Origin of the sequence: Grimontia sp. SpTr1, assembly GCF_947387585.1 — a bacterium.
Taxonomy (GTDB): domain Bacteria; phylum Pseudomonadota; class Gammaproteobacteria; order Enterobacterales; family Vibrionaceae; genus Enterovibrio; species Enterovibrio indicus.
Map to the genome: position 1 here is coordinate 141,406 of NZ_CANDOD010000001.1, position 18,813 is coordinate 160,218.

The window sequence follows — 18,813 nt, forward strand, 5'->3', positions numbered from 1 at the left end:
TAAATGTATCTCAATGGATTATGGGTTAAGAGTTTCATACATTATTCTGCGAGTTTTTATCTTGTATGTTCGAAATTTATTATTGGAAACCTTATTTGATATATGGAAATTGATTCATATGTATAAGCCATGTGTCTCTAAAATGAGACATTGATAACGGTATGAAACCACTTGATACGAAGTGATATGGATGTAAACTTGCTTGCTTATGGAAAAATAACCTTACAAACATATGGTTAGATGATTTTATTGTAATTACTCCCAAAAAGGAGACATTTTTTTCAAACGCTTCTGGCGCAAAGCTGATATGTTTTCTATTAATTATTAATCGTTGATTTGGTTTGTTTTGGCGATTTTCTATCAAGTTAATTTCATATAAACGATTAGATTTATCACTCTTCTAAGAACAAAAAATATAGAGAGGAGAAAAGGTCTGTGTGTCAATTTTAATTACCAAAATCACAGATCTTTAAGTCAACAACAAGATTGAAAGTATTCTTGGCACTAATAGGACATTGGGTTGGTGGGAGAGTGAAAAATACTAAACATGTTGCAGTCATAGATGACTCTGAGTCCGTGTTGTTGTTGATTCAAAAAATGCTTAGCTGCTTGGGTTATGAAAAAGTCAGCTGTTTTTCATGCCCGCAAACAGCATTAGATGAAATAAACATCGGAAAGACACATTATGACGTGGTCTTTACTAATTTGGGGATGCCAGATATTGATGGTATGTGCGTTATCCGTGAATTGGGGAAGATGAACTTCCGAGGTGCGGTATGCATTATTTCTGATTTGGAAAACCGTGTTACCGAATTGGCTGCGGAAATCGCTAAGCTTCAGTGGGTCTATCTACTGGGTAGCATTTCAAAGCCAATCACCCTTGATGCCTTGGAAAAGACACTGAACAAACTGCCAAAGCCGCATGAAATGCAGTTTCAACAAAATTCTGCAATGGCGCGTGAAGCTCTGATCAAATACCTGATCAATGGCAGTGTGGTGCCTTATTACCAGCCGAAAGTGAATCCCGTCACTCGTTGTGTAGAAAGTGTTGAGGTATTAGCACGCATTCTGGACGCTGACAGTGGAGGGGTGATTTTACCTGGAAGCTTTCTGTCTACGGCAGTTCAGCATGACTTAGTCGACTTACTGACAACGACGATTGCGGAGAAAACAGCCTCTGACATGGAAACATTGTCGGCGATTTTCGGGCAGGATGTGACTGTTAGCATCAACTTATCTGCGGAGCAGTTGGATGATCTGAGTATTCCCAACCGTTTGGGTGCGCTGTTTAAAGAAAAGAATGTATTACGACAGCGAATAACATTGGAAATCACCGAAGAGTCGGCGTTGAATTCTCCGGAACAACTGGAGTCCTTGAATCGTTTACGGATGCAGGGTTTCGGTGTTTCGCTTGATGATTTTGGGACGGGTTTTGCCAACTTCCGGCATCTTCGTCACTTACCTTTTACAGAAGTGAAGGTTGATCGCTCCCTGATAAGCAAGATCCACACGGATCACTTTGGTCAGGCTATCGTCCGTTCTTTGGCGGATTTCTCACTGGAATCCGAATGCAAAGTGGTTGCGGAAGGCGTGGAGTTGGATGAGGAGTTGGCATATCTGACATCCCACTACCCAAACATGCTGATACAGGGCTTTCTTATCTGTCATCCCAAGCCCATAGAGGAGTTGGAAGCTTGGTATGTAAAGTGGGAAGCGCAGTGTGAACTTAGCGATAAAGTGAAGTCCTAGCCTAGGTGGAAAGTTCACCTAGGGTAGGTGAACGCTCAATTCCTTCTCACACTGTGCACAATTTGTTCTGACTTTAAATGAGCACTTCGGGTTTTAATCACACTGATTTCTTCCGGACTTAATCCAAAATCCTTAAGGAGGTAGTCCGGATAGTCAGTGAGTGAATCGCGAAGTTTTTCCCGTTGATGTTTGAGCCTAAGTGCCTGATACCTAGCCATCACGCTCTCGACCAATTTCCATATCATTCGGCTTAATTCAATATGCGTCTCTTTATTCTGCTCAAAAGGCGCGACCAACAAAGTATGACTTTTCTTTTCTGAAATCTTCATTTGCCTTTCCTCCGGTTTTATCTCTGTTGACCAAGATATGCTTAAGTTGAAACCAATCTTGGGCTACTATTTCTGCTACAACAAACGAGGTTTCCTGTGTTATGGATAAGGAAAACTAAGTCATGGAAGTTCGATTTCCTCCGTTGAACGCGCTGAGAGCGTTTGAAAGTACAGCTCGGCACCTCAGTATTAAGCAGGCTGCGAAAGAGCTGCATGTCACGCCAGCCGCCGTTAGTCAGCAAATTAAAACTCTGGAAAGCTATCTAGAGGTTGAGTTGTTTGAGCGCAAGGTGCGCTCAATTTCACTTAGCGAAGTGGGTGAACAGCTTTATCCGTTTATGGAAGAAGGGTTCGCCAAACTCGAGGAGGGAATTCGGCAACTGCATCGGCATCGTCACAGCAACGAGCTGGTGGTGAGTGTGTCCCCAACGTTTGCCGCAAAGTGGTTGCTGCCAAGATTAGGGAGTTTTTACCAGCAGTATCCGGCGTATCGTTTGCGGGTAGATGCCAGCGAATCTCTGGTGAATTTCAGACAGGATGGCGTTGATATTGCGCTTCGCTATGGTGGTGGTCACTACACTGGCGTGCACTGTGAGGTGTTGATTCCGGAAGAAGTGGTGCCAGTATGTAGTCCCGCGTTGCTGGAAGGCAAACATGCTTTGCGTTCGCCAGAAGACCTGAAGCACCACATGTTACTACGCTCTGATTGGCAAACCATGCAGGCGCAGGCACCTTGCTGGGGAATGTGGTTGCGCGCGGCAGGTGTTGAGCATTCAGATGCCAATTCCGGTCATCAGTTTTCCAGCGAAGCGCTCGCTATGCAGGCGGCGATAGAAGGACAAGGCGTGGCGCTTACTTCCACCGCACTGGCGGACCTAGATGTGAAAGCAGGGCGTTTGGTGTATCCCTTTGGCCGTGAGCACAACCAGAAAGTGGCATTTGGATACTACTTTGTCTGCCCGGAATCTCACCTCAGGATTAAAAAGGTGCAGGCATTCCACCGTTGGATAACGTCAGAGCTGAGAGCATCGCTCTAAAATGAAAGGAGCGGCCCCTGACTGCCGCTTACCTGTTAATTGAATTCCGTTGAGGTAGAAAGATTACTCCAATGGGATATAAATGTCCGTTCTCAGCTCAGTTTGTGGTACGGAATGGACATCATTCAGATACTCTTCATAGGCTGGTTGGTTACCGACCCGCTCAGTAGAATTTGGTAACCATTCAGAAAATAACCAGCGGTACGCGGCGTCCATGTTGGCATATGGACCTTTGTAATGCATCACCGCACATTTCCCTCCCTGAATGTCAAAACGCTTTAAGCCTTCTTCCTCAGGAAAGTCATTTACATTGCTCACTTTGATGCAAGCCAAGGAGCGCAATTCGTCAGTCGGCACGGTATCAGGGTCATCGAAATAGACGCCAAAGAAGCGGGTGTTTTCGTCAATCAAGTTACGCGTTGCCAGCCAGCCCTGCAGCTTCTCAAACTGCTGGCCCACCTTCATGTAATCACCATGGTGTTCGAATCCGATAAGGGTCATCGTTTCGCTTTCTCTGATTGTAATCTCTTGCATGGGGTAGTCCTCGTTCTTCCGTATTGGTTGCGAAAATTGAACATGATCACCCTCACGCCTGAAGCGTGCAGGTGGCATGCCAAAGGTCTCACTGAAAACACGGGTGAAGCTTTGCACAGAGTTGTATCTCGCCAGGCGGCCAATTGCCTCAATGCTCATGTCCGTCTTTATCAACCTGTCCGCCGCATAGTGAAGACGTATCCAACGGATGGAATCCGTCAGACTGTTACCGTAAATCCCACGATAAATGCGGTGTAGGTGATAAGGCGAGATCAGCGCAACCTCAGCGAGTTTGTCCATATCCAGATCGTCTTCCAGGTTGTCGTAGATATAATCCGACAGTACAGAAAGCCTTTTCTGGTAGTGCTCGGCAGTCGATTGACGCTTCATCAGTGCTTCTCCCTTGTTTCCATCCCTACAAGTTATCAATGGGTCTTTTAACAAATCCTGCGCATTTTTTATTCAAAAACTAACCCACTGAATAGTAAAGCATGATGTGCCCATCCTGAGAGAACGCGGCGTGCCTGTTATGTAATTGTTCGATTTATCACTAAAGCGAATGGTGCGTGGGTCGATACATCATACGGTAAATGATTCATTTCATCGGGGAGGAGAATCAGCATGTTGAGGAAGCTGACGGTCAGTCAAAAATTGTTTTTTGGGTTTGGGGGCATTCTTAGCCTGTTAGTTGGTATGGTGGCGTTTGTCTGGATTAAGTTGGCGTTTCTTCAGGAGGTTGGTATCGAGGTCAGAACCGACGATGTACCGGAAGCGATAGGTTATCTTGGACTGATTGATGAAGCCGGTGATGTTTACCGGGATTCAATGGGAGTGATAAATGATGTCACTGGTGCCAAGGAGGATTTAAAGAGCAACATCAAAGAGTATATGGATTTGATTGGTCATGTGCGCCTGTTGGAAACCCCAGGGTCGGAAGACTTTCAGAGACTGGCCGAGATAGAAGAGCACATGAAGGCTTATCTAGCCGCTTTTGAAAACAGCATTCTTCCGCGGGTAGGAAATGGTGTTGAAATGTCTGATTTGGTGGAAGAGCTTCACGACGTGTATCTCATGCACCTTGCACCTATCGAAGACATTCTCGACCAAGTTTCTTCTGAGGAAGTGGCTGAAACTGATAAGGCACTTGGCAGTCTGCTTGAAGCCTATGAAGTGATGCGAATGACTCTGCTTTCTCTTGCAGCGGTGGCTATTTTGCTCTCCTGCGGCATTGCTTATCTGCTCTCCACCTCGATTACACGTCGTCTGACAATCTTGAACCAAGCGGCACAGCGTATCGCCAATGGAGAGCTTTCCAATGAATCGATTGAAGATAAGTCTGGCGATGAACTCGCCAGCCTGGCGGTGTCTGTTAACGGGATGCAAGCATCATTGGTGAGCCTGATTTCATCCATCCGTGGCGTAACTGAAGAGGTGCATTTTTCGGCTAAAGCACTGTCTACCATCAGTCAGGATGTGGTATCAGGCGCATCGATGCAGGATGAAAAAGCGACCTTGATTGCGACTGCGTCTGAAGAGCTCAGCCTGACCATTTCTGAAGTGGCGAATCAGGGGACTGCGACCTTTGATGAAGCCAAACGCTCAGAGGAAGCAGCGCATGAAGGCCGCCGCGTGATTGGTGAGATGGTAAACAGCATCCAGCAAGTGTCTGTGCAAATGCAGGAAATGTCGGTATCGATGCGTGAGCTGGGCAGCCACAGTGAAGAAATTGGTAACGTGATCAAAGTGATTCAGGGTATTGCTGAACAAACCAACCTGCTCGCACTGAATGCGGCAATCGAGGCCGCGCGTGCGGGCGAGTTTGGGCGTGGGTTTGCCGTTGTCGCAGATGAAGTTCGCGCACTGGCGGAGCGTACTACGCAGGCGACGCAAGAAGTCTCTACTATTATCCAATCGATCCAGACGGGCACACAAAATGCCGTCACCAGTACCGAAGAGAACTGTGGTTTGGTTGAGATTGGTGTGAACCACAGCGAGAGCGCCGTGAAAGCGCTGGATGACATCTTCAATGGCGCTGCATCCGTGCAAAGCATGATAAGCACGATTGCGACGGCAGCCGATGAGCAAACATCCGTGACCCGAGAAATCGCCTCAGATATTACCGCCATCAGCGATATTTCTTCCAAGTCGCTGGACAGTGCTCAGCAAAGTGCAGACCGCATTGCCTCGCTCGACAGAAAAGTGGATGAGCTTGATGCACTCATTGGCAAGTTTAAAGTGTGTTAAGTCTTTACGCTTGAAGACATTGGCCGCCTGCTTGGGCGGCTTTTTTATTTGCATGTTGATTGGTGAATGATTTCCATCACCGCTTCGAATCGCTTCGGCAAATCACGATGTTTCTTCTTCGAAAGAAACAGGGATTGCGAAACCGGTGACTCAAGCGGGAGCGACGTAAGCTGTTCTTTTTGCTCAAATCGACTCATGACGCTTTCTGGCAACAGGGTGAAACCAATGCCTTTTGATATGGGCAAAAGGATCTGCGCCAGCTGGTTGACGTAACCGCGATGATCCAAGGATTCGACGCCACGGTATTCTTTGGGGAAGTTACTTCCAAGCACCAAGTCGGCGTAGTGTTTTCCATCGGGGTGATGAATATAGCCCAATGAAGCAAGCGCATGGAAATTGCCTTGGGGAATACCAGCGTTGGAAGGCACGATCACACAAAGTGCTTCTTCACCGAGTAAGGTTTCTTCAAAGGCAGGGTGATCGAACTTTTGGGTAGTGATGCCAATGTCGGTTTGGTTATCCATGAGCATCTGACGAATTCTGTCTGCGGGCGCGGCTTCAAGCTGCACCGATAAGCCGGCGTATGAGGTTTGCAAGCTCAACAAAGACGGATAGAGCTTCATCGCCATTGCGCCGGAACAGGCAATGCGAATTGCCCCTTGATGAGGATCATCGTCTTTCATTCTTGCCAGAAAGTCTGCCTGCTGCTGTTTTTGCTCGGCGATAAAGGCATTCAGCATGATGCCTTCACGTGTCAGTTCGAACTGCTTTCCTTCACGGTATATGAGGGTTTCCGCCAACTCGTCTTCCAGCTTTTTCACATGCTGACTGACGCCGGGTTGCGTCATGTAAAGTCGTTCAGCGGTTTTGGTAAAGCTGCCAGTTTCAACCAGCGTGGCGAAGGTGTTGAGCCATTTAGGATTCAGCATATGGGAATGAATAACAAAATATTATGGATTTAATAATAATCGATAATTTTTCAATGAAACAGGTGATAAGTAAACTTCTCTTCATCCGATAACGCATTGAGAGACTTTGACCATGACAACGCCATATCCCCGTAACTTTTCACACATTGGTATTTCCGTTCCTGACTTGGAAGCAGCGGTGAAGTTTTACACCGAAGTACTGGGCTGGTACCTCATCATGGAGCCGACTGAGATTGTTGAAGACGATTCTGCCATCGGTGAAATGTGTACGGATGTATTCGGTGCCGGCTGGGAACGTTTCCGCATTGCGCACCTTTCTACCGGTGACCGCATTGGTGTTGAGCTGTTTGAATTCAAGAATCAGGAAAACCCAGAGAACAACTTCGAATACTGGAAAACCGGTATCTTCCACTTCTGTGTGCAGGACCCGGATGTGGAAGGTTTGGCAGAAAAAATTGTCGCGGCGGGTGGCAAGAAGCGCATGAAAGCGCCTCGTTTCTATTACCCAGGCGAGAAGCCTTACCGCATGATCTACATGGAAGACCCGTTCGGTAATATCCTTGAGATCTACAGCCACTCTTACGAACTGCATTACGCGGCGGGTGCTTACAAGTAAGCGCCTTTACTCCCTCCTCTTTCAAGGGGAGGGTTTGTTCCTGAGCGTCAGAATTTCCCATCAAAATACTCAACCAGAAAATCAATCAAAGCACGCACAGGCCTCGAAAGATGCTTGCGTGATGCGTACAGCAGATAGATGGTCAGGGTGTTTAATTCCCATTCCGGCAATACTGCTTCCAGTTCGCCTTTTTCCAGCATTTCCTCGACCAGATACGTCGGCTGCATGGAAATTCCCATGCCTGCTAATGAGCCATGAAGCAGCACGGTAGCTTCGTTGCCAGTGATCGGACAATTTACTTCAATAGTTTGTTTTTCATGGCCTTTGGTGAGGTGCCATTCGTGTCGGCCAAAGTTCTTATAGCCCAGGCATTCGTGCGCTTTGAGATCTTCCGGTACCAAGATAGGCGGCCGAGATTTCAGATAGGCAGGAGAGGCAACCAAGGTTGATTCACAGGGAGCGAGGGGTCGGCCAATCAGCGAAGGATCTGGGTTGCTGGCGGTGCGGATGGCGAGATCAACGCGTTCGGTGACCAGATCAACCGCTCTGTCCTGTGCGTCGATATCAATGGTGACACCGGGATGACGCTCCCGAAATTCATGCAGTGCTGGCATCAACAGGGAAAAACCAAATGACATACTGGTGCTGATGCGGATAAATCCGCTCAGCGCTTCGCCGGGCATCAGGCTCTCTTCCAGATGCAGCGCCTGTTCCACCCATCGCTGCATATCTGGTAGCACTTGCTTACCCATATTGGTGAGTGACACTTTGCGGGTAGTGCGGTTTAACAGCCTCGCCCCAAGCCAGTTTTCCATGGCTTCCACATAGCGTGTCACCATAGGTCGGGACATCTCTAACCGGTCAGCGGTGGCGGTGAAACTTTCCGTTTGCGCCACATCGAGAAGCACCCTTGCGGCAGTCAACTTATCCATAAGTTCACTCTTTATCTGTTCGATTTGAGAAATAATAATGCAAAGAATAGGCGGTATTTCCGAGCATATCCAATCGTTATGCTTCTTCCCAAGCCCAAATAACGAGGAAGTACAACAATGAAAACAGCAATCGCATTAGCTTTATCTTTCGCTTTGACTGCCCCAGTAATAGCGGAGACTACACCACTGACATTTGACATTTACTACGGAGACGACAACAGCTTCAACGTGACTTCTACCGTCGTTGCAGGCGAAAAAGAAGTGATGGTGATCGACACGGGTTTTACCCGTGCGGATGCTTTGCAAATCGCCGCTAAAGTATTGGACTCCGGCAAAGAGTTGAAAACCATTTACATCAGCCAGGCGGATCCGGATTACTACTTCGGCGCTTCACAGCTACTTGAAATCTTCCCACATGCGAATGTGCTGACCACTCAAGCAGTACGTGACGCTATCGTGAAAAAGCTGGAAACCAAGATCAGTTTCTGGGGCCCCAAAATGGGTTCGAATGCACCGAAGCAACCTCTTGTACCGGATGTATTTAACGGCGCAGAGCTAAAAGTCGATGATGCGGTTATCGAAATCAAAGGCACAGATGGGGTACTAGCGCATCGTCCGTACCTCTGGGTCCCATCTGAGAAGGCCATTCTGGGTAACGTCGGCATTGTTGAAGGTATGCACGTTTGGATGGCAGACACCCAAACCGATGAAGAAGTGACAGCGTGGTTGGATCAGCTCAAGGAAATGCAGTCTTTGAAGCCTGAACTGGTCATCCCGGGTCACATGAAAACCGAAGGCAAACTGGATCCTTCGACCATTGATTACACAGCCACTTGGATTGAGCGCTTTGCAGACGCTAAAGCCAAGAGCGAAGACAGCAAAGGCGTGATTGATACTATGGTGGGTTACTACCCGAAACTGGGTGCCACCTTCACGCTGGAACTGGGCGCTCAGGTGCACGAAGGTGAAACCCAGTGGTGATGTAATAACAAGCAGCGTTTAAAACGGTGACTCGGGTAGTCACCGTTTTTGTTTAGTCCATGTTTGACTGTGAAAGCTGGAACTGCGACAGCAGCGTGTCGATAACCAGACGGATTCGCGCGGGTGTAAACTCTGAGAACGCGTGGATGGCGTGAACATCACGTTGTTGTTCTGGCTCAGGCTCTGCTCTTGAAACCAAGGTCAGCAACCCTTGCTCACAACATGACCGGGCAAAAAGATCCGGCAGCAATACACGTCCCAATCCCTGCTTTGCCATTTCTGCAGCGGTGAGAATATTGTTTACACGAAGCACGTTGGCGTGCTCTGCGGTTTGCCACGGCAGCAGAATCTGGTCATCTGAATCTTCCGGCAATTCAGGTGACTGATACCAGCATTGGTGAAAGCGCCCGAGTAATCTGGCTTTCAAATTGCTATCTGGGAGATTACCCACACGAATCGCCACATCGATATTTTCCTGGAGCAGATCCTGGATGGTATCCGTCACGACAAGTTCGATATCCAGTTCAGGATGTTCGCACCTTAAGGTTTTAATCGTAGGGACAACCAATACCGATGCCAGGGCTGTTGGGCAGGAAATTCGGACTCTTCCTTTTATGCCCGCTTGGGTTGAAGAAATATCTTCCTGGGCTTTTTCCAGCAAATTTTCCATTGCTACGGCATGTTCAAAAAAGCGCTCGCCGGAATCTGTCATCCGCAGCGTGCGGGTGGTGCGATGCAACAACAGGGTGTTTAGTGATTTCTCCAATCCACTGATTTGCTGACTGAGCCAAGAGCGGGTAATGCCCAGTTGTTCTGCGGCCTGAGTAAAACTGCCTGCCCTAACCAAGGCGACGTAAAGCTGCATTTGGTAGCCAATATGTTTAGTTTCCATAAACAGTGTTTTCGATTGTGCGATATATATCTAACAATAATACGTGGGTACTCTTTGCTCAACCCAAACAAAGCGACGTGGAGTGAAGGATGAAAAAGCAAATAATGGCAGCGGCAATCGCGACTCAAATGGTATTCGCAGGAGCAGCTTATGCGGGCCCGATTGAAGAGGCACAAGAAGCATCAAAACAGTGGATCGCTGCATTCAATAAAGGTGACTATCAGTATCTTGGTGATGCATACACCATGGAATCGACCATGATTTCCCACCCGTTTGGTGTGTATCATGGCCGTCCGGCGGCAACGGCATTCTGGAAGCAATTGATCAGCGATGGTGCGACAGATTTGGTCTACATAGAACCCAAATTTACAGAGCTTGATGATAAAACTGTGGTGATGGAATCTCGCTGGAAAATGAATATCGGCGAAGGCCATATCACGCTGGAAAAGTGGGTGAAAGAAGCTGATGGCGTTTGGCGTCTGGAGCTTGATGATTTCACCGTTGAAAAGCGTTACTAACAAGCACAATTTCGATATAGAAAGGGACGCAGATGCGTCCCTTTCTATTTGATATTGACTTAACTTGCTGGGGGAAAACCGCAGAAGTTACAGCCTAGATAGGTGATCACTAGACGGTTCTGATAGCGGTTCTGGTAGTTCCACGGAGATACATCATAAGGTGCACGCTGATAACGGCCTTGGATGAAAATAGTCTCGCCTTTTTCAAGCTGCATAATGCTGTTTACTGCTGCGACGCCGGGGATGGCGCAACCCGTATCGTTATTGGCAAATGTTACTGGCCCGATAGAAGCATTGCTGCCTGGTGGGACAGCATTTGGGAGAGAGATGCCAATCCGAAGCAGGTACTTAAACCCGCAAGTACGCTGTGCATAACGGGCATCGATATTATAGAGACCAGCCACAGGTGCCGTGAACATGTGAGACGTGGTGTCAAAAGCGTAGTTAAAATTGATCGCCGTCTCATTGTATTCGACAACTTTGATGGCGCCATTGTTGGTCTCCGTCAACTCATCACCGCCTATGTAAGCGTCGACAACAACGCTGTTTGACGGCAGGTATGGCGTGGTATCAGCAAACACGCTTGCTGACAACATCAGCGCTGCTGAGGAAAGAATAGATACTGGTAGCGAGTGTTTCATCCGCATTCTCCATACGATTATTGTGTGTAAATCAATGGGAATGTTAGGACGGAGATGGTTAACAGTTGTGTCACTTGAGTGAGACTTTTTTACGACTTTATTATGATGTTAATTGTTGCATATTGATTTCTTTGTACACCTTTTGATGAAAAAAATGAACGCTATACGGTTTGGATATATATACAGCAAAGACATTATTTAAAAATGGCTGAAAATTAAGTTTGATTTTTCACTAAATAACTTATGGGAGAGTGTCACGAATTTCCAAATTAACATGTAGGTTGTATTTCATAATTTTTAATTAGAATAGTGTGAGTTGTTTGAAAGGGCTATAAAAATTCAAGGTTATTCATTGGTCTCATTCGAATGGGAATGGTATTTAAATTGTATTTTATGTTTTGTATTTGAGATGTGATGATATTTTGACAGAAGAAATGTTGAAAGGGTTTGAAGCAGGCTGCCGTGAAAGATAAGCTAACGGCAACTAGATAATTCTCCACATCGATGGCAATAAAAACAATTGATTGAATTATTTCGTCTTGTCGTTGTTCGGATATACGAACCTTATCATTAATTCATGTAGTTGGTGTAATTAATATGAATTCTATCCTCGAGAACAAACAATATTTAACAGATTCGATAATATCGGAAATCATGAGTCGATTAGAGTCTGAGTCAGAAAATGCTATTTCAGCGAAAGATATTGTCCCATCGATGTCATTGCGTGATGATCTTGGTATGGACTCAATGCAAGCAGTTTCACTCACTCTTGATTTAGAAGACTCTTTGGGGATATCCATCGATGACGAAGACTTAATCAAGCTTGACACTGTGAGTGATCTTTTAGAAATCATTGAATCCAAGCTAAGCGAAAAAAATGGATAATCGTAGACGTGTTGTCGTAACAGGGGTTGGCGTTGTTTCATCCATTGGCAACGACTTTGACACTTTTACTGAATCGCTAAAGCTTGGTCGCAGTGGCCTTCGCGCTGTCGAATCTTGGTCTGAATATGGATTAACGAGCCGTGTTGCTGGTTTAATCGATTTAGAAGAAGCCAAAATACAGTCCACGAATATTCCGCTCAAACTCCGCCGGGCGATGCCGACATCAACACTCTATTGCAGTGTTGCCGCCAATGACGCGATTTCGGCTTCCGGCTTAAGTTCTGAAGCGCTCTCTGACCCGCGAACGGCTTGTCTTGTCGGCAGCGGTGTGGCGGATGTCGGTGTGATACATCGAGAAGGTGTAAAGTATTTCAATGGTCAGGTTCGAAGAACTGAACCTTATACCGTGCTCAAATCCATGAGCAGTACACCAAGTGCACTTTTGACCAAACTCTTTGGTATTAATGGGCGAAGCTATTCCATTTCGTCGGCGTGTGCGACAGGTACGCACAATATCGGACATGCGTATGAACTGATACGTGATGGAGTGATAGACAGAGCCATCACAGGTGGTTGTGAGGAAGTGAGCGACCTGATCGTCGCTTCCTTTCAAGCGTTGAGAATGGCGCTGTCCACCGGTTTTAATGACACCCCCGAAACGGCATCACGCCCCTACGATCGCGACAGAGATGGCTTTGTGATTAGTGGCGGGGCAGGTGTGCTTGTCTTAGAGTCACTTGATTCTGCGTTGGCGCGTAATGCGCCAATTTATGCAGAAATCGCAGGTTATGCCGCTAACTCAGACCCTTATGATTTGGTTCTGCCTCAAGCTGATGGCGGTACATTTGTTGACTGTATTGCCAGCGCGTTAGAAGACGCGTGTATTGACTCTGCCGATATCGATGCAATCAATACGCATGGGACAGGCACTGTCGCGGGTGATGTGGCGGAGGTCAATGGATTACGCCGTGCATTTGGCGGCAATGTTCCGAGGTTCTCGTCAACGAAATCCATGACTGGACATGCGATAGGGGCGGTGGGTGCTATCGAGCTGATTGCATGCATCGCCATGCTAAAAGATGGCTTCATTGCGCCATCCATCAATATCGAAAATATTGACCCTCTGTTTGAGGATGCTCCCATCGTACGTGAAACCACACAAGCTGATTTGAAGAGAGTTCTGTCTTTAAATTTCGGTTTTGGTGGCACGAATGCGGCGACCATCCTGCAAAAAGTGGAATGACCTTTGTCTGTGAATGGCGTCTATGAATCGAAATATCATTGATGGATTGAGGGGGCCACAGGGTGGATTGAGTAAAGCGGCTGTTCGTTCAATCTTGCCCTATGGTGATGCCTTTTTATTCGTTGATTCAGTAAGTTATTTGACTGAGTCTGAGGCCGTGGCGCAATACCACATCCCTGAATCTTCAGATCTGATTGATGCACACTTCAAACATGTCAGCATGATGCCTGGCGTTTTGATGGGTGAAGCATTAGCACAGGCCGGCATTGTGTTGATTCACTACCGGAGTGAATTTGAAGAAGAAACCGATGTGGTTGCCAGCACTGTCAGCCAAATGCGATTTAAGTCTCCTGCTCTGCCGGGAGACACCTTAGAAGCGCGCGTCAGCATAAAGGCCATCAACCGATTGGGCGCCAGGCTAACGGGTCATTCCTATGTGAATGGGCGGGAAGTGCTGGCTGCCACGTTCGACCTGTCGTTTATCAAGCGAAAAAATCTCATTGAGCATATTTCTCAACATGCCTCATAGGCCTGAACCCTACATATTCAGGTCGTTTGGGTATAGACCTCGCCGAATAGTGAGCGTGTTTTCCTTATAAAAAAGAGTGGAGATTTCAGTGTCATTTAGATTGGCAACGGTGGATGATTATCTTGATTTAGGATCATCAGGATTCAAATGTTCTACATATAAAAACCTGGCTTACCCTCTTGGCTGCTCACAATCCGAACTTGATGCGGCGTTGGGTGGTGGAGATTTCGTGGTATTGGGTGAAACCACCAAAGTCGGATTTCTCAGAATAAGAGCTGTGTTCGAGGGCATTGCCTATATAGATGTTCATTTGCTGTGTGACTCTGCTGACGAAAATATCAAGTTCGTCATGAACTGGTTGGCCCGGAACTACAGCATCGGTAAGTATTATGTCCAGTTACTCCCTCATGAACAGCAAGAAATAGATTGTCTGAAACGATTAGGTTTTACTGAAGAAGCCCGTTTGAGAGATCAGTTGTTTGTTGAAGGCGCTTATTACGATTTATTAATGCTGGGAAGTGAGGATCAACGTGTTTGACAGTGTTCGTGGAATTTATTGTGCTTTGCGTCGTCCCAATCTCGAAGATATTGATACCATTGCTCGCTGGCTGGAAGATCCCTATCTGAATTCAACGGTTTTTGACAGCTCGACGTTTGCGGATGGTGCCCAAGAGCAGGTGATGAGTTGGCTTGAGCAAAATGCTGCGGTTTATGGTGGAGACAACCTTTTAGGCTTGGTGTGTTCAGTCAAAAGTGGCAAGCCAATCGGGATGGTCTGGTTCAATAACATCGACTGGAAAAGCCGCACTGCAGATCTTCGTTACCTCGTGGGAGAAGCGGAATACCGTACCAGTGTCTTTGGGCCAGAGATAGCGTTGCTGAGCTTGCAAATGGCCTTTAATGTCATGAATTTACATAAGGTCTATGGTTATGTTCTTTCAGGAAATGAGGATTCCATTCGTCTGGCAGAATTTGGTGGTATCAAAGAAGGTGTGCTGAAAAACTATGTCCCTGTGGGGGATGGATGGAACGACTACCATCTGTACGCGATGTTTTCAGAGGATTTCCGGGCATTTTTGCAAGAGCACAAAGAGGGCGTATTGCGCCGTCACTTTAGGCAAGGGCTCTTCTAAACGTGGCCTTGCTTGTATTGCTGCTCATCGCCGTTGTCTGTTTGTCTTTTCTTTACCCGCGATTCATTGGGGATCGCGTTGGCTTTCTGCTCATGCTGCCCGTCATTGCTTATACCTTGTATTTCTATCTGGATTGGCAACTGGCATCTTTTATTGAAATTAGCACTTTAGTCTTGGGCGGCATTGTTGTTGGCTGCGTCTTACTTCTCGCGGGATTGCCGCTAAGTTCACCGCAACCCATAAAGTTTATGGCTGATAGCATCCGCGGGATCAAGTGCCTTAAAGAAAACAAAAACTATCTGCTATTTCAATTGGGGATCACAGCTTACGAAGAGCTGATATGGCGGGTATTTTTAATCAGTACGCTAGTGTTGGCTTTACCGGCATGGGCTGCTATTTTTTTGTCAGCCGTATTGTTTTGGACCGTTCATGAGGAAAACAGACCGCTAGGGTGGCACTCATTAGAGTTCTTTCTTTTCGCAATACTCCTTGGCGTTGCGTATGTGGTGACTGATTCCCTGCTGTTCGTTTGGTTTGTTCACCTCACCAGAAATGTTCTTATACTTTCTGCATCATTCTACGAGGAATATCAGGACAGCCTTAAGGTCGGTGCCGGCGAATCTTCATGAGTCTCTAAGCGCGTCCACGGGTTTCATTTGGGCCGCTCTTCGGGCGGGCAAGTATCCCGCAACCAATCCAACCAAAATAGATACAAAAAGGGCAATGCTGATGCCCAAGATGCCGGGGAATAGCGGAAAGCCGGTAAAGAAGTCCAAGACCACGCCGATCAGCATGCCCACGGCTAAACCTGCCAAACCGCCAATCAGACATATGAGCACGGATTCCACAATAAACTGAATCATGATGTGGCTGCGGTGGGCGCCAATCGCGGCACGAATACCGATTTCCCGCGTCCTTTCAGCAACGGCCGTGCTCATGATCCCACCAACGCCAATGGCACCAACGATCAACGCACTAGAAGCGGCAATAATGCCGATAATGGTCACGCCACCAAGAATGTTGTCTGTGGTTCGAATGTAGGAAGCGAGTGTGCTGCTTTGATATTCAAAAACGCCTTGATAGCGACGGGAAAGCACGCCTTTTATCTGCGCGGCCGCTGCTTCTGCGGCCTCTACCATTGTGGCTTCAGCTTGAATGTAGCTCACGTCATTATTGCCGTTAAGTGCCTGTACCAGTGGGTAACTGACTAATATGCGGTTATTCACATCGCCTCCCGCAGAGCCGATGCTGGCCAGTAGATCCCGACTTTTAGAACGGAGCACGCCAACAACCTGATATTCGCGACCCGACATTCGAAACGAGTGACCTAAAGGGTTCGATATGCCAGGGAACAAATCTGAGGCGACGGTTTCGCCGATAATAGCGACAGGTCTGCGATTTCTGATTTCTGCGTCTCTTAGGCCTCTGCCAATTCGCAATTTATCGTTGTTGATGGTTAAAAAGGCGGCATTGACGCCAACCACTTCAGCATTGCTGTAGCGATTGCCAGCTTGGACGATTGGGGTTCCGCCTCTGGGTTTAACGATGGGGCTGATCAGATTGACGGATGGGCAGCAATCTCCCTGAAGTGCGATTAAATCGTTATTGGTGATACCTGTGCCTGTCCGCATGCGCTTGTGGGGATCTTTGCTGCTTTGTGTGCGATACACCCAAACAGACTTGAGACCGAAAGTTTCCAGCTCTTGCATGACAAAGGCTTTGCCTCCGGTACTGACGGTATCGACTGTCATCACTGCGGCGATACCCACAGCGATACCAATCATGCTGAGCATAGATCTGCCCCAATTCGCCAGCATGGCCAGACGCGCCTCTTTAAACAAATCCGGCAGAATCCGCAACCCTGTCATACCACTATCCTGCCGTCGCGCATGTGCACGACTCTGTCTGCAGCCTCTGCCAGATGCGCATCATGAGTCACCATGATAATGGTGTGACCCTCAGCATGAAGCTCCCTGAACAAATCCATGACTTGCTGCCCAGTCTGGCTATCTAACGCACCGGTAGGTTCATCGGCAATTAGTAACTTGGGTTTGTTGACCAGTGCCCGTGCAATGGCAACCCGTTGTTGCTGGCCACCGGAAAGCTGATTGGGTAAATGGGTGGCACGATCTGCCAGTCCAACCCGTTCAAGTGCGGATAACGCAAGGTCTCGGCGCTGTGAGGACGGTGTGCCTTGATACACCAATGGCAGCATGACATTGGCTAACGCGTCACGGCGTGACAGCAAGTTGAAAGATTGAAATATAAATCCCATTAACGACGAACGAAGCTTTGCAAGTCCATCGTCATTGGTTTGATGAACACCGGTTCCGTCCAGGTGGTAAGTGCCTTTATCGGCTTTGTCCAAGCAGCCAATAATGTTGAGTAGGGTGCTCTTTCCTGAGCCGGATGCACCCATGATGGTGACAAACTCTCCCTGCTCTACGTGCAGATCGACACCCTGTATGATGGGTAATGGCGTCTCCCCACGGAAATAGGATTTATACAAGGATTCAATTTTGATCATTGTTCGCGATAAACCTTGCTGCACGTCCATTTTCCAGATACCCGCTATCAAACAGCGCGACTTTTTGCCCTTCTTGAATACCGCTGAGTATTTCAACATGGGTGTCTGTTTCTAACCCAGATTCAATTGGCTGTAAGCGAATAGCGCCTTGCTCAACCAGGGCAACTTCAAACAGGCCTGGTTCGCGCTCACGCAGGGCGCTGTATGGCAGGCTTAGAACATCGCCACGCTCTTCGATAACGATTTCGATATCCAATTGTTGTCCCAGTAGCAGTTGCGGTGCATCTGGCCCTAAGGCCATGCGAACGGGAAAGGTATTTAAGTAGCGCTCTGCAGAGCGTTCAATGGCTGGGCCAATCCAATGGATTTGGGTTTGCCATACTTGGTCAGGAAAGGAATCAGAAGACACGTTAACCACTTGGCCGGTGTGAATTCTTCCGGTATCAACGGCGTCTAAGTTGGCTTCAATTTCCCATCCTTCAATGGCGACGAGCTGGAAAAGTTGGGTTCCGGCTTCAACCCACTGTCCCGATTCAGTCCATTTGTCTGTGACAACGGCATCGAATGGTGCGTCGAGCCTTTGCCAATCTTGCTCGATGGCACTCATCTGGGCGTCAGCTTTGGCTATCGCCACCGCCGCTTTCGCCGTTTCTAATTCGTATTGCGCTTGATCCAGGGCTTCGACGGCAACGAGCTTTCTATTGGAGAGCTCAGACAATCTGGCATAACGCTGCTGTTGTTCTTTCAGACGAACCGTTTGTTGCTGAACGACGGCTTTGGCACGATTGAGGCGGGCAACAGAGGCACGGTTATCCATGGAAGCCAGCGTGTCATCCTTTTTCACCTTATCGCCACGGGCAACGTAAACGTCCTCAATACGGCCATTGACTAACGCGGTGAGAGAAACAGTGCGGTCATTGATGACTTCGCCCGTCACGCGGATGATGTAGGCCATATCATGACGTTGTACCTGCACACCTGAAACACTAAGGGGCGGCTCCTCATAGAAAAAATAGCCAGCAGCAACGGAAGCCAGCACAACGATGGCAAATATACTCTTGAAGTAGCGTCTCATTGTTTGTGTCCATACTGTT

Annotated in this window: 21 protein-coding genes; 12 read left to right on the forward strand and 9 right to left on the reverse strand. The window is 47.6% G+C overall.

Annotated elements, in window-relative coordinates; translation table 11 throughout:
- Window positions 1–531: 531 nt before the first annotated feature.
- On the forward strand, window positions 532–1,749 hold the full coding sequence (locus tag QL223_RS00705) for an EAL domain-containing response regulator (RefSeq protein ID WP_002538266.1): 1,218 nt from the start codon (window positions 532–534) through the stop codon (window positions 1,747–1,749).
- A gap of 35 nt (window positions 1,750–1,784) precedes the next feature.
- Here QL223_RS00705 and QL223_RS00710 read toward each other — a convergent pair whose 3' ends face one another.
- On the reverse strand, window positions 1,785–2,078 hold the full coding sequence (locus QL223_RS00710; protein ID WP_002538267.1) for a hypothetical protein: 294 nt from the start codon (window positions 2,076–2,078) through the stop codon (window positions 1,785–1,787).
- A 122-nt stretch (window positions 2,079–2,200) separates the two neighbouring features.
- On the opposite strand from QL223_RS00710, the gene gcvA reads away from it, so the two are divergent.
- On the forward strand, window positions 2,201–3,115 hold the full coding sequence (gene gcvA, locus QL223_RS00715) for a transcriptional regulator GcvA (RefSeq protein ID WP_281543562.1): 915 nt from the start codon (window positions 2,201–2,203) through the stop codon (window positions 3,113–3,115).
- Window positions 3,116–3,178: 63 nt separating this feature from the next.
- On the opposite strand, the gene QL223_RS00720 is transcribed toward gcvA, so the two are convergent.
- A complete protein-coding gene (locus QL223_RS00720; RefSeq protein ID WP_281543563.1) occupies window positions 3,179–4,039 on the reverse strand; it encodes a GyrI-like domain-containing protein in 861 nt (286 codons plus the stop codon).
- 231 nt (window positions 4,040–4,270) lie between these two features.
- Between QL223_RS00720 and QL223_RS00725 the strand changes: the two genes are divergently transcribed.
- Window positions 4,271–5,893 carry a methyl-accepting chemotaxis protein gene (locus tag QL223_RS00725; protein WP_002538273.1) on the forward strand — a complete coding sequence of 541 codons (1,623 nt, stop codon included), beginning with the start codon at window positions 4,271–4,273 and terminating at the stop codon, window positions 5,891–5,893.
- Between the two features lie 44 nt (window positions 5,894–5,937).
- Here the strand turns inward: QL223_RS00725 and QL223_RS00730 are convergent, their stop codons facing one another.
- Window positions 5,938–6,822 carry a LysR family transcriptional regulator gene (locus QL223_RS00730; protein ID WP_281543564.1) on the reverse strand — a complete coding sequence of 295 codons (885 nt, stop codon included), beginning with the start codon at window positions 6,820–6,822 and terminating at the stop codon, window positions 5,938–5,940.
- A gap of 112 nt (window positions 6,823–6,934) precedes the next feature.
- On the opposite strand from QL223_RS00730, the gene QL223_RS00735 reads away from it, so the two are divergent.
- On the forward strand, window positions 6,935–7,438 hold the full coding sequence (locus QL223_RS00735) for a lactoylglutathione lyase family protein (RefSeq protein WP_039849885.1): 504 nt from the start codon (window positions 6,935–6,937) through the stop codon (window positions 7,436–7,438).
- 47 nt (window positions 7,439–7,485) lie between these two features.
- Here the strand turns inward: QL223_RS00735 and QL223_RS00740 are convergent, their stop codons facing one another.
- Entirely contained in the window at window positions 7,486–8,370 is an 885-nt protein-coding gene (locus QL223_RS00740) for a LysR family transcriptional regulator (protein ID WP_281543565.1), read from the reverse strand.
- A gap of 117 nt (window positions 8,371–8,487) precedes the next feature.
- Between QL223_RS00740 and QL223_RS00745 the strand changes: the two genes are divergently transcribed.
- The gene (locus QL223_RS00745) at window positions 8,488–9,351 is read left to right on the forward strand and encodes an MBL fold metallo-hydrolase (RefSeq protein WP_251880593.1); all 864 of its coding nucleotides are present in this window, start codon (window positions 8,488–8,490) and stop codon (window positions 9,349–9,351) included.
- A 52-nt stretch (window positions 9,352–9,403) separates the two neighbouring features.
- Here QL223_RS00745 and QL223_RS00750 read toward each other — a convergent pair whose 3' ends face one another.
- On the reverse strand, window positions 9,404–10,243 hold the full coding sequence (locus QL223_RS00750) for a LysR family transcriptional regulator (RefSeq protein WP_281543566.1): 840 nt from the start codon (window positions 10,241–10,243) through the stop codon (window positions 9,404–9,406).
- 89 nt (window positions 10,244–10,332) lie between these two features.
- On the opposite strand from QL223_RS00750, the gene QL223_RS00755 reads away from it, so the two are divergent.
- Window positions 10,333–10,761 carry a nuclear transport factor 2 family protein gene (locus QL223_RS00755; protein ID WP_281543567.1) on the forward strand — a complete coding sequence of 143 codons (429 nt, stop codon included), beginning with the start codon at window positions 10,333–10,335 and terminating at the stop codon, window positions 10,759–10,761.
- A gap of 59 nt (window positions 10,762–10,820) precedes the next feature.
- Here the strand turns inward: QL223_RS00755 and QL223_RS00760 are convergent, their stop codons facing one another.
- Entirely contained in the window at window positions 10,821–11,402 is a 582-nt protein-coding gene (locus QL223_RS00760) for a hypothetical protein (protein ID WP_281543568.1), read from the reverse strand.
- Window positions 11,403–11,999: 597 nt separating this feature from the next.
- On the opposite strand from QL223_RS00760, the gene QL223_RS00765 reads away from it, so the two are divergent.
- The 6 genes from QL223_RS00765 to QL223_RS00790 all read left to right on the forward strand — a co-directional run bounded on the left by QL223_RS00765 (window position 12,000) and on the right by QL223_RS00790 (window position 15,821).
- Complete coding sequence (locus QL223_RS00765) at window positions 12,000–12,287, forward strand: phosphopantetheine-binding protein (RefSeq protein ID WP_239643963.1); 288 nt, start codon at window positions 12,000–12,002, stop codon at window positions 12,285–12,287.
- On the forward strand, window positions 12,280–13,530 hold the full coding sequence (locus QL223_RS00770) for a beta-ketoacyl-[acyl-carrier-protein] synthase family protein (protein ID WP_002538285.1): 1,251 nt from the start codon (window positions 12,280–12,282) through the stop codon (window positions 13,528–13,530). Before QL223_RS00765 ends, QL223_RS00770 begins: the two co-directional genes overlap by 8 nt.
- A gap of 22 nt (window positions 13,531–13,552) precedes the next feature.
- Window positions 13,553–14,059: a hypothetical protein gene (locus QL223_RS00775; protein ID WP_039849922.1), complete on the forward strand. Its 507-nt coding sequence runs from the start codon at window positions 13,553–13,555 to the stop codon at window positions 14,057–14,059.
- An 88-nt stretch (window positions 14,060–14,147) separates the two neighbouring features.
- Window positions 14,148–14,597, forward strand: a complete 450-nt coding sequence (locus QL223_RS00780; RefSeq protein ID WP_239643964.1) for a GNAT family protein — start codon at window positions 14,148–14,150, stop codon at window positions 14,595–14,597.
- A complete protein-coding gene (locus QL223_RS00785) occupies window positions 14,590–15,192 on the forward strand; it encodes a GNAT family protein (RefSeq protein WP_039849886.1) in 603 nt (200 codons plus the stop codon). The genes QL223_RS00780 and QL223_RS00785 overlap by 8 nt, the downstream gene beginning before the upstream one ends.
- Before the next feature lie 2 nt (window positions 15,193–15,194).
- A complete protein-coding gene (locus QL223_RS00790; protein WP_051997496.1) occupies window positions 15,195–15,821 on the forward strand; it encodes a CPBP family intramembrane glutamic endopeptidase in 627 nt (208 codons plus the stop codon).
- Here the strand turns inward: QL223_RS00790 and QL223_RS00795 are convergent.
- Genes QL223_RS00795 through QL223_RS00805 form a run of 3 tightly spaced genes read right to left on the reverse strand, consistent with a single transcriptional unit; the run spans window position 15,816 to window position 18,794 of the window.
- Window positions 15,816–17,060: an ABC transporter permease gene (locus QL223_RS00795; RefSeq protein WP_281543569.1), complete on the reverse strand. Its 1,245-nt coding sequence runs from the start codon at window positions 17,058–17,060 to the stop codon at window positions 15,816–15,818. The two genes, QL223_RS00790 and QL223_RS00795, sit on opposite strands and share 6 nt — an antisense overlap.
- Window positions 17,057–17,719: an ABC transporter ATP-binding protein gene (locus QL223_RS00800; RefSeq protein ID WP_039849888.1), complete on the reverse strand. Its 663-nt coding sequence runs from the start codon at window positions 17,717–17,719 to the stop codon at window positions 17,057–17,059. Before QL223_RS00800 ends, QL223_RS00795 begins: the two co-directional genes overlap by 4 nt.
- Window positions 17,706–18,794 carry an efflux RND transporter periplasmic adaptor subunit gene (locus tag QL223_RS00805; protein WP_002538294.1) on the reverse strand — a complete coding sequence of 363 codons (1,089 nt, stop codon included), beginning with the start codon at window positions 18,792–18,794 and terminating at the stop codon, window positions 17,706–17,708. The genes QL223_RS00800 and QL223_RS00805 overlap by 14 nt, the downstream gene beginning before the upstream one ends.
- Between the last annotated feature and the right edge of the window lie 19 nt (window positions 18,795–18,813).